Source organism: Haladaptatus paucihalophilus DX253, from assembly GCF_000376445.1.
Taxonomy (GTDB): domain Archaea; phylum Halobacteriota; class Halobacteria; order Halobacteriales; family Haladaptataceae; genus Haladaptatus; species Haladaptatus paucihalophilus.
The window spans coordinates 256,002-268,669 of sequence record NZ_AQXI01000001.1 but is presented as its reverse complement, the minus strand read 5'-3'; the positions used below and the strand labels follow the sequence as shown (position 1 = coordinate 268,669).

Sequence of the window (12,668 nt, the reverse complement as noted above, 5' to 3'; positions counted from 1 at the left end):
CTAACATTGACAAACGGCGTCGAACATTGATGAAAACTGGCGGCGCGCTCGGTATTGCTGGCCTCGCGGGGTGTATCAGTAGCCCCAGTGACGGTGGCTCCGGCGACGGAAACGACGACGGAACCGACAACACGTCGACCGACGGAACGGACGGTGGCTCCGGCGACGGGGAGGACACCACGAACGTCGGGATGGTCTACGCGACGGGCGGCCTCGGCGACAACTCGTTCAACGACATGGCGAACATGGGAATCAAGCAGGCGAAAAAGGAGTTTGGCGTTCAGTTCCAGAACGCGGAACCCGACTCCCCGACCGACGTGGAGAGCCTCCAGCGCCAGTTCGCCCAGTCCAGCAACCCGGACTACGACCTCATCTGCTGTATCGGCTACGTTCAGACGAACTCCCTCATCAAGAACGCGGGACAGTACCCCGACCAGAACTTCATGCTCGTCGACAGCGTGGCGGAGACGGACAACGGCGACCTCGTGAAGAACGTCGCCAACTACGTCTTCAAGGAGCAACAGGGGTCGTTCCTCGTCGGCCACCTCGCGGGACAGTTGACCCAGATGGACTTCAGCGCGGGCAAAAGCTCCACGAAGTCCGGGAAGAAGACCGTCGGCTTCGTCGGCGGCAAGGAGGTTCCCCTCATCAAGAAGTTCGAGGCAGGCTACAAGGCCGGTGTCGCACACGCGAGCGAGGACATCGAGGTCAAGACGGCGTACGCTGGCACGTACAGCGACCCCGTGAAGGGGAAGGAAGCGGCGCTCTCGATGTACGAAAACGGCGCGGACATCGTGTACCACGCGGCTGGTGGTACCGGAACTGGTGTCTTCAAGGCCGCGAACCAGAAGGGTCGGTTCGCCATCGGTGTGGACAGCGACCAGTCGAAGGCCAAGGGGACGGCGAAGTTCAGCAACGTCATCCTCGCCAGCATGGTGAAGAAGGTGGACGAGGCGGTCTACCGCTCCACGAAGAACGTCATCGACGGCGAATTCAAGGGCGGCAAAGTCAACACTCTCGGCCTGGAGCAAGGCGGCATCGAGGCCGTGTACGGCGCCGACCTCGGGTCGGAAATTCCCGACGACGTGAAATCGAAGGTCAAAGAGTCCCGCGAAGCGATCATCAGCGGCGACATCGAAGTTCCGACGACGGTCGAGAAGTAAGCGCAAACCCGCGCGCTTATACAAGTAGGACGGAAATCCAGATTAAGAATGAGCCGGGCGGTACATCTCGACGGCATTACGAAACGATTCCCGGGTGTCGTCGCAAACGATAACGTCGATTTGACGATAGAACCGGGGTCGGTTCACGCACTTTTAGGGGAGAATGGTGCCGGAAAGACGACGCTGATGAACGTGCTCTACGGTCTGTACGAGCCCACGGAGGGGCGCGTCGTCGTCGACGGCCAGCCACGCGAGTTCGACTCGCCGCGAGACGCCATCGAGAGCGGTATCGGTATGATCCACCAACACTTCATGCTGGTGGATACCCTCTCGATTGCCGAAAACATCGTTCTCGGAAACGAACCCCGAAAGTGGGGTGGATTGGCGATGGACAGGGACCGCGCCGTACGCGAGGTGCGCGAGCTAAGCGACCAGTACGGGTTCGACGTGGACCCGAACGCGCTCGTCGAAGACGTGAGCGTCGGCGTCCAGCAGCGCGTCGAAATCCTGAAAGCGCTGTACCGCGGCGCGGACGTCCTCATCCTGGACGAACCGACCGCGGTGCTCACGCCGCAGGAAATCGAGGACCTGCTCACGGTGCTCGACGAACTCACCGCACAGGGAAAGAGCATCATCTTCATCACGCACAAGCTCGGCGAGGCCATGGACGCCGCCGACCAAATCACCGTCCTCAGGGACGGGAAGAACGTCGGCTCGGTCGATACCGAGGGGACGACCCGCGAGGAACTCGCGGAACTCATGGTCGGCCGCGAGGTGTTGCTCGAAACCGAGAAGGAACCGGCGGACCCGGGCGACGTGATGCTCAACGTTTCCGGGCTTCGAATAACGGACGAACGCGGCGTCGAACAGGTGTCAGGCGTCGATGTCGTCGCCCGAGAGGGCGAGGTGTTCGGCATCGCGGGCGTCGACGGAAACGGCCAATCCGAACTCATCGAGGCCATCACCGGCTTGGACTCGCCGGACGAAGGTGCGATTTCGTTCAACGGGCGCGACATCACGGGGATGTCCCGTCGTGACCGAATCGACGCCGGGATGGCCTACGTTCCCGAGGACCGCCACGAACAGGGCTTGGTCATGGAGTTCGACCTCGTGGAGAACGGGCTGCTCGGAAGCCAGCATTCGGAACCGTTCACGCACGACGGGCGGATCGATTGGGACGGCACGCGAGCCCACGCCGAGGACATCATCGAACAGTACGACGTTCGGCCGCCCGACGCGGACGCGTCGGCGGAATCGCTCTCCGGCGGAAACCAACAGAAGTTCATCGTCGGTCGGGAGTTCGCCCGCGACCCGTCGCTCGTCGTCGCTGCCCACCCAACACGCGGCGTGGACGTCGGCAGCATCGAGTTCATTCACGACCGACTGCTCGATTTACGGGCCGAGGGAAAGGCCATCGTCCTCATCTCCTCGAAACTCGACGAAGTACAGCAGCTCTCGGACCGACTCGCAGTCATGTACGAAGGTGAAATCATGGACGTCGTCGACCCGGACCGTGTGACAGAAGAGGAACTCGGCCTGCTGATGGCGGGCGAGCATCCGGCGGACACACCGAGTCTCCGAGGTGAAGCACAGTGAGTTCGTGGCAAGACCGGGCGGAGCAGGGTCTTTCCCGGCTCGTCGAGGCGTCCGCGGTCGAGCGGGTGCTCATCAGTCTCGCGGCGCTCGTCATGTCCATCATCGTCGGCGGGTTCGTCATCCTCATCTCGGGATGGGTCGCGACCTGTTCCGACCCCTTCCTCGCGCAGCAGGTGCTCATTTCGATTCCGGGAACCGGCGGCTGGGGCGTCCAGTTCCCGATACCGGGGTCGTTCTGTTACAACCCGATTCAGGTGTACAAGTACCTCTTCGTCGGGTCGTTCGCGAACCCGCAGACGTCCACTCTGTTCCCGCCGGACTTCATTCTCGATAAGTTCAGTCTCGCCGTGACGCTCCGGCAGACGAGCATGCTCCTGTTCGCGGGATTGGCCGCCGCAGTCGCGTTCCGTGCCGGGATGTTCAACATCGGTACGCAAGGTCAGCTCGTGCTCGGCGCGCTCGGGTCGGCGTTGTCGGTGCTGTGGGTCGCTCCGTACGTTCCGGGCGGACTCGTCGGCAGTCTCATCCTCATTCCGCTCGGGTTGGTCGTCGGGGCGCTCGTCGGTGGCGCGTACGGCGCGATTCCGGGGGCGATGAAGGCGTACGCGGACGCGAACGAGGTCATCACGACCATCATGCTCAACTTCGTTGCGACGGGCATCGCGTTCGTCCTCGTCTCGGAGTACTTCAAGAACCCGGCGAGTCAGACCGTCGAAACGCGCCCGGTTCCGGGGGCGGCGGTGCTGTCGCCCATCGTGTTCCCGAGTCAGGCGTCGTTCTCCATACTCGTGCTCGTCGGCGCACTCGCGCTCGCGGTCGGCATCTACCTGCTGTTGCACCGAACCGCGTTCGGATACGACCTCAGGACGAGCGGAATTCAGCCGGAAGCCGCCGAATACGGCGGCGTGGACGCGAAGCGAACGATGGTGTCGAGCATGGCGCTCTCCGGTGCCATCGCCGGTATCGGCGGGACGGTCTACGTCCTGATGATCCTCGGTCGATGGCAACAGGGAGTCCCGTCCTACGGGTTCGACGGCATCACGGTGACGATTCTCGCGGGCAACAACCCGCTCGGCGTCCCGCTGGCGGCGCTGCTGTTCGGCATGCTGAAGAGCGGAAGCCTCGCCATCGACTTCGCGCTCGGCGTTCCGAAACAACTCGTCGGCGTCTTGCGAGGGCTCATCATCCTGTTCGTCGCCATGCCGGAGTTCTTCCGGATGATCGGCAAACGGGTGACGACGCCGGAACCGTCGGGGGCCGTCGCCGCGGATGGCGGGTCCCGAATCGAGGGGGGTGAGGACGATGAATAAACGGCTCCGAATCGCCGGAGCTTCCGTCGCTATTGCGGCGGTTCTCGCCGTTCTCGGTCTCGTGTTTCCGAACAGCGCACTCGGCAAAATCGTCGGTACTATCAACGCGAGCTACGTGAGCGCGGCGCTCCGATTCACCGTTCCCATCGGTTTCGCCGCACTCGGCGGTATCTTTGCCGAGAAGAGCGGCGTCACCAACATCGGGCTCGAAGGCCACCTCATCATCTCGGCGTTCACCGGCGTCGCGGTCGCGGACGCGCTGGCCGGGTCGGGAAGCGCGACACAGACGACGCTCTGGCTCGGATTCTTCGCGGCGGTACTTGCGAGCACGCTCTTCGCACTCCTGTTCGCTGTCGTTTGTATCGAGTTCAAGGCCGACCAGATCATCGCGGGACTCGCCGTTTGGCTCATCGCGCTGGGGCTCGCGCCGTTCGCCAGCAAGATTCTCTGGGGAGGTATCAACAGCCCGAGCGTCGGAACGCTCTCGAACTGGCGTATTCCGCTTCTCGCGAAGATACCCGTCATCGGGCCGATCCTCTTCGACGCGAATCCGACGGTGTACATGCTCCTCCTCGCCGTGCCGCTGACGTGGTTCGTACTGAACGAGACGGCGTTCGGCCGCTGGGTGAAAGCCAGCGGAGAGAATCCGATGGCGCTCGATACGGTCGGCGTCGACGTCCATCGCGTTCGCTACGCGAGCGTGCTCATCTCCGGTACGCTCGCCGGAATTGGCGGCGCTGGGCTGTCGCTCGGACAGGCGGGACTGTTCAACGGGAGCGGTGCCACGATGGTCGATGGCCGCGGTTGGATCGGCATCACCGCGTACCTGTTCGGGAACTACAACCCGCTCGGGGCGTTCGGCGCGTCGTTCCTCTTCGCGAGTCTCGACGCGCTTCAGTTGCGACTCCAGCAGGTCGGTTTCAGCGTTCCGAGGGAACTCATCGGCGTCATCCCGTACGTGACGGTCATCATCGTGCTGGTGTTCGTCGGACACACGCGAACCCCGGACGCCGCGGGCGAACCCTACGAATCCGGCGAGGAGTGAGGCGGCGGCCGGTCGTTCGCCACGACCGATTTTTCACGGAGTCCGTTCCGAAGTCGTTCGATTTCTCGTCGCCGGTCGATTCCGGTTCGATACCACCGTACAGAGACAGCACTCGGCGTGGTGCCGAGCAGGGCGCGGACGATAGCGACGAGGAGACGAAACACGACGGGGTTGGTTCCGTCTTGGTATAAAAAGACTCGGCTGTCGGTTGTTATTTGACGCCCGGAACCGCACGTCCTCCATGGACGAACTCGTCGAGCAGGCACGCGAGATTCAGGACCGAGCGCACGTTCCGTATTCGGAGTACCCCGTCGGAGCGGCGCTTCGAACGGCGGACGGTACCGTCTACGTGGGTTGTAATATCGAAAACGCGAACTTCAGCAACTCCCTCCACGCGGAGGAGGTCGCCATCGCCGAGGCGATAAAATCGGGCCACCGTGAATTCGACCGCTTAGCGGTCAGTTCCGCACGCCGGGATGGCGTGACGCCCTGCGGGATGTGCCGACAGACGCTCGCGGAGTTCTGTGACGACGACTTGGTGGTCGTCTGTGACCACGGCGACGACGTGACGGAGTACACGCTCGGCGAGTTGCTTCCGGACACGATAACCGAAGACATGCTGGGCTGAGGGTGAAAGACACGTCGGAAAGGGAATGGGAGGGGTGACGGCAACGGGGGACGGTGGGAATTTCGCCGCCCGAAACGCGAAGCACCTATTTTCGCGGCGCCAAACGTGGGTGGTATGGAAGACAGCGAAGACCCGAACGCGGACGTGCAGTATCACATCGAAGTCGGGGAAAACGACGTTGCGAACGCCGTTCTTCTCCCTGGCAATCCGGAGCGCGTCGAGAAGATAACGCAGTTCTGGGACTCGGCGGACGAGAAGGCGTTCCACCGCGAGTACCGGACCGTGACGGGCGACTACGACGGGACGTCGATCAGCGTCACGTCAACCGGTATCGGCAGTCCCTCGGCCGCCATCGCCGTCGAGGAACTGGCGCGAATCGGCGCCGATACGTTCATTCGCGTCGGGTCGTGCGGCGCGATTCAACCGGAGATGGACGTCGGCGACCTCGTAATCACGACGGGTGGCGTTAGACAGGAAGGGACGAGCGACGAGTACGTCCGCGAGGATTACCCGGCGGTCGCGGACTACGAGGTCGTCGCGGCGCTGGTCGCCGCCGCGGAGCGACTCGATTACGACTACCACACCGGAATCACGATGAGCGCGGACAGTTTCTACGCGGGGCAGGGTCGCCCCGGTTTCGAGGGATTCCTCGCGGAAGGCGGCGACGAGTTGGTATCCCACCTGAAAGCCGCGAACGTCAAGAACATCGAGATGGAGGCGAGCGCGATTCTGACGATTGCGAACGTCTACGGCCTCCGCGCGGGTGCCGTCTGTTCGGTGTACGCGAACCGCGAGACGGGCGAGTTCAGAACCGAGGGAGAACACCGCGCCGCGGAGACGGCTAGCCTCGCGGTGAAACTACTAGCCCGAATGGACGAGATGAAAGCGGAGGCCGGTGTGGACCGCTGGCATCCGGGCCTCTCGCTCGACTAATTCGCTTCGTCAAATTGCGTTTCGATAACCGTCTGGTTGACGCGGTAAATCGAAACTGACCCGGAGCGGTACACTCGCTGGATGCCGGGGAATCGGTTGAACGCCGTTCGACCGTAGCGATTTCTCTCCCGCGGGCCGTAGTAGATGTACCGAACATCGTATCGCTCGAGTTTTTCGGCGCGGGTTTTCCACGCCGTGTTCGGGCTGAACATCAGTTCGACGTCCTGTTTTCGTTCGGCGTAGGCCGAATTACCGCGGTAAATCCGCTCCTGATACCACCCGACGACGGTCGGAAGACCGGTGAGCGAGGACGCGGGACTCCCCCAGACGTAGGGGTCACCGGGTGCGGAAACGATGTGCGGACGTCCGTCCCTCGCGTCGAGCCACTCTATCGCACCCGCCTCGCCCGGATGGACCGTCGAGACGAACGCCAGTCCGTCGAGTGTCGGGTCGTCGGCACGGTGGACTGGATTATCCGACGCGATATGCTCGCCGAGGCCGAACACGCCATACACGGACGTGGACAGCACGAGAAGCGCGGCAACGAGTGCGATGCCTTGGCGGAGTGACGGCGGAACGTGTTCTTCGTGAACGGTGGGGACGGTCGGTATGGCACCCGCGAGCAGTCGGGACAGTGCGACGCCGCCAGCGACAGCCCAGAGGACCCACACCTGCATGTACACCTTGAACACCGTGTTGAACCGGCCGGGGATGGCGTTGTCCTTCACGTAGACGAACTCCACGAGCAGGACGAGGCCCGCACCGGCCACCAACAGCACCGTTTCGAAGCCGAAGCCGTCGTCGAGGCGAAGCAGTAGCCACCCCCCAACGAGGAGCGGTGCGACCAGCAACAGGGCTGCGACGCCTCCTTGCCAACTCAGGAGGGCGAGTAGGAGGACGAGCGCCCCTGCACTTGTGACGGTCCGACGTCGCCACCGCGTGTTGGTCGCGAGGTACAGCGCGAACAGACCGAGGAACGTGCCGTGAACGATGAGCAACTCGACGGCGCTACTCCGGTCGGGGAGGAAGCCGAGACCGCGCGTGCCCGCCGTCCCGAACAGCACGTTGACGACGAACGGTGCCGCCCACACGAGCGCGAGACCACCGACGGTGGTGACGATGACCAACGAAATCACGATACGGCCGAGTTCGTCGGCGAACGGCGACCGTTCGGTCACGGCAACTAGTCGTTCACCGCCCGGAACGAGGGTCGCCGGATGGGTTTCCGCGAACACGAGCGAGAGCCAGACGACCCCGAGCGCGGTCGGGAAACTCCAGAAGCTGATGGTGCTCACGAATGCGACGACGGGCGGAAGCACGCCGAAGACGAGGAGTCGCCGCCATCGGGCGTCGGAACGGTAGACGGCGTAGCCGAGTGCCGCGACGAACAACAGAAACGGTTGTCCCATCATGTGGGCGTGAAGGTCGCCGTTCAGGTACGCAAAGAAGGGAAATTCGTTTATCGTATCGACCATCACGCGGCTGGCTTCCCAGTAGTAGAAGTCGGTGGGGGCGAGCGGAACCGCGGACGGGTTCATCTCTAACGGTTTGGCGATGGCGGCGAGGAGCGAGCGGGGGAAACTCCCCGCGAGCAAGCGCATCGGGGTGAACAGGTTTCCGGCGAATCCGACGAGAAAGGCGGCAGAGGCGGCGGCGAGGCGGCGAGGCGTTCCGTGTCGCTCGGCTATCGCACCCGCCAACCCGTAGGCGGTGGTGATGAGCATGCCGTAAAATCCCGCGAGTGCGAGGTTGTAGCTGTAGCGGGGCGGCGTTCCCGAAAGCTTCGTCAGAATCGCGGCGATGAGGTGGCCGCCGTAGTAATACCGAATGGGCTCACCCGCGAACCACATGTCTTCGGGGGGGAGCGCGGGCGCTCGCATGATAGACCGCAAGAGACCGAAGTCGAGGAACTTCTCGCCGCCGGTCGCGATGATTCCCGGGTCGATGGCGCGAACTCCGACGAGAAAACAGAAGGCGACGGTGAACACCACCATCGCTTCCGCATATCCCTGCAGGTCGATTTCGACCGCACGCCGTGTCAGCAATGCGGAGAGCGAAACGAGCACTACGACCGCGACGAGAACCGTGATACCGCTGAAAACGAACTGACCGAGCCAGTACGTCACAATCGTCACGACGGAGAGGCTCACGGGGAGCGCGAACGTCGCACCCCGGTCGGGGAATCGTCGAAAGAGTGCCGCTGTGATCGGTAGCCCTGCAAGAGCGAGAACGTAGTAGAGGACTAGCCAGAACGCAACGAGCGCGAACTCCATATCCGAGTCAGTTCGGGCACTGCAGTGATATACTTCTTGTGGTCTTGTTCATTGATAAACATGTGTTTTTCGGAGTGTAGTCGCGGTACGAAATCACATAGGGCGGCCGAATCATAACCCTTAACTAGGCGACGGCAGTACAAACTGGTAGCGGGATGGGATAGCCAGGAGATTCCGGCGGGCTCATAACCCGCAGATCGGTAGTTCAAATCTACCTCCCGCTATTTTCAGACGACTCGTTTACAACAGTAGTGATGTTGAGTATTGGCCAGCAGTAGTGCCGTCCGGTTCGTCATTTCTCCGATTAGTTTCGTTATTTCGGACTGAGCGGTTCGCTATCGGCCAATCTCGCCGGATTCCCTCAAAATCGGCCGGTGCCATCCAACTTATTCGTTCGGCTCCGGTAATACCGTTCATGCCATCCGCACTGTTCGTGGTGAGCGAAGAGGGATATTGGGGCGAGGAATGTATCGAACCGCTGCAGACGCTGGACGAGGCCGGTGTCGAAATAACGGTCGCAACCCCGAGCGGCGGCAAGCCGGTCGTGGACGAACGGTCCATCGACCCGGAAAACGTCGGCGAGGAAACCGCGGAACGGGTTCGTGAAGCGGACGAATCCGACCCTCGGCTTCAAAACCCGGTGCCGTTGGCGACGACGAGCGCCGACGACTACGACGCCGTCGTGTTCCCCGGCGGGCACGGAACGGAGTGGGACGTGAATCAGGACAAGCACGCCCGGGCATTGCTCCGCGACGCGGTGGAAACCGGGGACAAGAAAGCGCTCGTCGTCTGTCACGCAGTCGGATTGTTGGCGTTCACCCGCGACAGCGACGGTGGGTTCCTCGTGGACGGACGTTCCGTCACCGGGTTCCCGAACGAATGGGAGGAGGGAATCGTGGACGATGACGATTGCATGCCCGACGGTCGGAAACTCCCGTACTGGGTCGAGGACGAAGTGAAAGCGACGGGCGGAACGTGGGACGCGGAACTCGACGCCGAGACGAGCGTGCAAACCGACGGCGACTTGTTGACCGGACGCGGCCCCGGGTCGTCGCATGCGGCGGCGGTGGCGCTCCTATCCGCGCTCGGTATCGAGTAATCTCCCGACGAAAGCGCGTGATTTATACCCGATTCGTTCTCAGTTGACACGAGATGATAGGAACGCGTAGCGTACTGGCGGTGATGGCCGGTGGCGTCATGGTAACTGCTATCGTCGCCCTTCGTTCCGGTCGAAAGTCGACGGGACTGTGGTTATTGGCTGCGGGATTCTTCATCGCAAGCCTTTGGTCCGGCCTTAGCATCGCTTGGACGCGGAACAATCCCGGAATGCTGTCGTCCGATTCACACCTCCTCTTGGGGTCGACGGCAGTTGCCGGGACGATATATTATGGGATGCTCGCTCGGGAAGCGACAAGTGACTAGTCTAGTTGGATCAATACCATAACGATTCTTTTGCAAGAAAGATAGTGGCTAGTTTTGCGGCGTTTTTAGACTCTATGAAGCTCGGAAAACTAAAACCTTCTGCCAATCAGTAACTTTAAATACATCTTCTACAAGTCTTTGGTATGCCACGGCGACGCAACCCGAGTGGTGCAGACGACAGCCGAAGGAACTTTCTGAAGGCGAGTGGGGCCGGCGCAGTTGCTCTCTCCCTTGCTGGCTGTTCCGGAAATGGTGACACGAACGACGAGAAGACGTCTGACGACGGCGGTGACAAGAACACGACAACAGAAGCACCGAGTACGAACTCGCTCAGCCCTGACGACATCGAACCCGGTGGAACGCTTCGATACGGGATGGCCGAAGCGCCGGACAGCCCGAACATCATGCTGGCAGGCAGCGTGTACTCCGCGGTCGCTCTCGCCCCGGTTTACAACTACGGTGTCAGTCAAGACCCCGTGACGTTCGAGGTTAAGCCGAGCGTCTTCACCGACTGGACCATTAAAAACACCGGTAAGGACAAACCGGATGTTTACTTCAACGCCCGAAAGGACGGCCTCGAGTGGAACGACGGTGAGAAGTTCAAGATGGAGGACATCCTGTACTCCTTCCAGTTCCAACTCGACAACGAACCGGGACAGTACTCGGTTTGGAACGATTACGAGAAGATCGAGGAGGCGAAAAACGACTGGGACTTCCACCTCAAACTGTCTCGACAGGTTGGTACGTGGGACGCGGACGTCCTCGGCGCGCCACCGATCATTCCCAAGCACAAGTGGGAAGGCGTCGATTACAAGAACTACGACCCGACGACGGAAAACGAAGAAGGTCCCGTCGGAACCGGGCCGGGTAAACTCGTCCAGTGGAACCCGGACACCTCGATGCAGGTCAAGTTCCGCCGCGATTACATCGAGAACACCTACGCGCTCAACAAACTCGACTGGATCAAAGAGCACGACACGCTCATCCACGGCGGTCCGTTCCTCGACGGCGTGAACTTCAAGGTGTACGGCGGAACGTCGCCACTCACGCAAGCGTTCCTGAACGGCAAGGTCGATACCCACTACGGAAGCCTTCAGACTTCGAAAATCGCGAAAGTCAAGAAAGCGGACGACAAGGGCCTCGTAAAAGGCTACGACAGTGGTTTCTCCTACTACGGTTTCAACTGTCGTCGCGCCCCGCTCGACGACGTGGCGCTCCGACAGGCGATGTCGTTCATGTACGACGACGTGTTCTGGGTGCAGACGCTCAAGGGCGGCTACGTTATCAAGGGCGACTACGCCCAATCGCCGGGTTACAAAGGTGTTCGACCGGAGACCGTCTACGACGGCGAACTCCTCACGGACCCGCGAACGAACGCGTTCGACTTCCGCGGAAAGAAGGGCAAACTTCCTGACGTCGCCGGCGTTCGTAAATTCCTGACGAGCGGAAGCGTTATCGACGGCTCGAAAGGTTCCTACGTCGGGAAGGACTTCCCGGGGACGTTCTCGGGAGTCAACGCAAGCCAGTCGAAGGCGAAGTACAACTACACGTTCGGCTCCGTCAAGTCCAAGAACCTCAAAAACGCGAAGGTAGAGGTGGACAAGGAGATCCGCGTGGATGGAAAGACCATCCCGGAAATGATGGACGGCGACGCTATCAACCTCTTCATCGACCCGCCGAACGAACAACCGCAAGAGGCCAAAGCCATCGAACAGTGGAAAGAGAACATGCAGCGGGTCGGTATTCCGGTCAAGACCGAACCCGTCGCGTTCAACACCATGACCGGAAGGGTGTACGAAACCGAGGAGTTCGACGTATACCCGATGGGTTGGGGCGGAACCAGTCCCTACGGGACGTCGCTTCACTCGTTCTTCCACTCCGACAACGCCGGAGAGGACACGGAGAAATTCGCCTACAACTCCACGGGATACGGCGTCTCGGGCGGCAGCTCCGACAAACTTCTCTCCGACGCGTACAGCGAAACCGACCCCGAGAAACGTTCGAAGAAGTACGCGAAGGCGATGGAGAAGATCTACCTCGACATGCCGTACATGCTTCGTGACTACGAGAAATACCGCTGGCCGGTTAACTCGAAGAAGTTCGACGGGTTCGTCGAGAACATCGTCGACCCCGGATACGCAAACTGGGATTACGAGTACAGTAGCATCTACCTCAAAGAGAACCTAAAGAAGTAACCCCGTCTTCGACCCTCGACGGTGGTTTTTTGCGGTACAGGTCGGGAAAGTGGTGGTTGAATTTGATACGCAGTCGATACGAGAATCACTACATTGATAATGA

At 61.3% G+C, this 12,668-nt stretch carries 11 protein-coding genes and 1 tRNA gene; 10 read left to right on the top strand and 2 right to left on the bottom strand.

Annotated features, from left to right (window positions below; translation table 11 throughout):
* Window positions 1-29 precede the first annotated feature (29 nt).
* The 4 genes from B208_RS0101545 to B208_RS0101530 are packed head-to-tail and all read left to right on the top strand — an operon-like array spanning window position 30 to window position 5,114.
* Complete coding sequence (locus B208_RS0101545; RefSeq protein WP_007978715.1) at window positions 30-1,163, top strand: BMP family lipoprotein; 1,134 nt, start codon at window positions 30-32, stop codon at window positions 1,161-1,163.
* Between the two features lie 48 nt (window positions 1,164-1,211).
* Window positions 1,212-2,759, top strand: a complete 1,548-nt coding sequence (locus B208_RS0101540; RefSeq protein ID WP_007978713.1) for an ABC transporter ATP-binding protein — start codon at window positions 1,212-1,214, stop codon at window positions 2,757-2,759.
* On the top strand, window positions 2,756-4,069 hold the full coding sequence (locus B208_RS0101535) for an ABC transporter permease (RefSeq protein WP_007978710.1): 1,314 nt from the start codon (window positions 2,756-2,758) through the stop codon (window positions 4,067-4,069). The genes B208_RS0101540 and B208_RS0101535 overlap by 4 nt, the downstream gene beginning before the upstream one ends.
* Window positions 4,062-5,114, top strand: a complete 1,053-nt coding sequence (locus tag B208_RS0101530; RefSeq protein WP_007978709.1) for an ABC transporter permease — start codon at window positions 4,062-4,064, stop codon at window positions 5,112-5,114. Before B208_RS0101535 ends, B208_RS0101530 begins: the two co-directional genes overlap by 8 nt.
* On the opposite strand, the gene B208_RS24115 is transcribed toward B208_RS0101530, so the two are convergent.
* The gene (locus B208_RS24115) at window positions 5,093-5,278 is read right to left on the bottom strand and encodes a hypothetical protein (protein WP_171970510.1); all 186 of its coding nucleotides are present in this window, start codon (window positions 5,276-5,278) and stop codon (window positions 5,093-5,095) included. The genes B208_RS0101530 and B208_RS24115 overlap by 22 nt on opposite strands.
* A 77-nt stretch (window positions 5,279-5,355) precedes the next feature.
* On the opposite strand from B208_RS24115, the gene cdd reads away from it, so the two are divergent.
* Window positions 5,356-5,742 (top strand): cytidine deaminase, encoded by a 387-nt coding sequence (gene cdd / locus B208_RS0101520; RefSeq protein WP_007978705.1) that lies wholly within the window; start codon window positions 5,356-5,358, stop codon window positions 5,740-5,742.
* A 114-nt stretch (window positions 5,743-5,856) separates the two neighbouring features.
* Entirely contained in the window at window positions 5,857-6,675 is an 819-nt protein-coding gene (locus B208_RS0101515; protein ID WP_007978704.1) for a nucleoside phosphorylase, read from the top strand.
* Here the strand turns inward: B208_RS0101515 and B208_RS0101510 are convergent.
* Entirely contained in the window at window positions 6,672-8,948 is a 2,277-nt protein-coding gene (locus B208_RS0101510; RefSeq protein ID WP_007978702.1) for a DUF2298 domain-containing protein, read from the bottom strand. The two genes, B208_RS0101515 and B208_RS0101510, sit on opposite strands and share 4 nt — an antisense overlap.
* Window positions 8,949-9,097: 149 nt before the next feature.
* On the opposite strand from B208_RS0101510, the gene B208_RS0101505 reads away from it, so the two are divergent.
* The 4 genes from B208_RS0101505 to B208_RS0101490 all read left to right on the top strand — a co-directional run bounded on the left by B208_RS0101505 (window position 9,098) and on the right by B208_RS0101490 (window position 12,565).
* Window positions 9,098-9,172 (top strand) — tRNA-Met (locus tag B208_RS0101505).
* A gap of 191 nt (window positions 9,173-9,363) precedes the next feature.
* On the top strand, window positions 9,364-10,047 hold the full coding sequence (locus B208_RS0101500) for a type 1 glutamine amidotransferase domain-containing protein (protein WP_007978700.1): 684 nt from the start codon (window positions 9,364-9,366) through the stop codon (window positions 10,045-10,047).
* Between the two features lie 53 nt (window positions 10,048-10,100).
* Window positions 10,101-10,370, top strand: coding sequence for a hypothetical protein (locus tag B208_RS0101495; RefSeq protein WP_007978698.1), 270 nt, complete (start codon window positions 10,101-10,103; stop codon window positions 10,368-10,370).
* Between the two features lie 143 nt (window positions 10,371-10,513).
* A complete protein-coding gene (locus B208_RS0101490) occupies window positions 10,514-12,565 on the top strand; it encodes an ABC transporter substrate-binding protein (protein WP_081460912.1) in 2,052 nt (683 codons plus the stop codon).
* Window positions 12,566-12,668: the final 103 nt, after the last annotated feature.

Bases quoted from the DNA above. Each gene is read 5' to 3' on its own strand.
- B208_RS0101545 (WP_007978715.1), top strand. From the start codon at position 30: ATGAAAACTGGCGGCGCGCTCGGTATTGCTGGCCTCGCGGGGTGTATC.
- B208_RS0101540 (WP_007978713.1), top strand. From the start codon at position 1,212: ATGAGCCGGGCGGTACATCTCGACGGCATTACGAAACGATTCCCGGGT.
- B208_RS0101530 (WP_007978709.1), top strand. From the start codon at position 4,062: ATGAATAAACGGCTCCGAATCGCCGGAGCTTCCGTCGCTATTGCGGCG.
- cdd (WP_007978705.1), top strand. From the start codon at position 5,356: ATGGACGAACTCGTCGAGCAGGCACGCGAGATTCAGGACCGAGCGCAC.
- B208_RS0101515 (WP_007978704.1), top strand. From the start codon at position 5,857: ATGGAAGACAGCGAAGACCCGAACGCGGACGTGCAGTATCACATCGAA.
- B208_RS0101510 (WP_007978702.1), bottom strand. From the start codon at position 8,948: ATGGAGTTCGCGCTCGTTGCGTTCTGGCTAGTCCTCTACTACGTTCTC.
- B208_RS0101500 (WP_007978700.1), top strand. From the start codon at position 9,364: ATGCCATCCGCACTGTTCGTGGTGAGCGAAGAGGGATATTGGGGCGAG.
- B208_RS0101495 (WP_007978698.1), top strand. From the start codon at position 10,101: ATGATAGGAACGCGTAGCGTACTGGCGGTGATGGCCGGTGGCGTCATG.
- B208_RS0101490 (WP_081460912.1), top strand. From the start codon at position 10,514: ATGCCACGGCGACGCAACCCGAGTGGTGCAGACGACAGCCGAAGGAAC.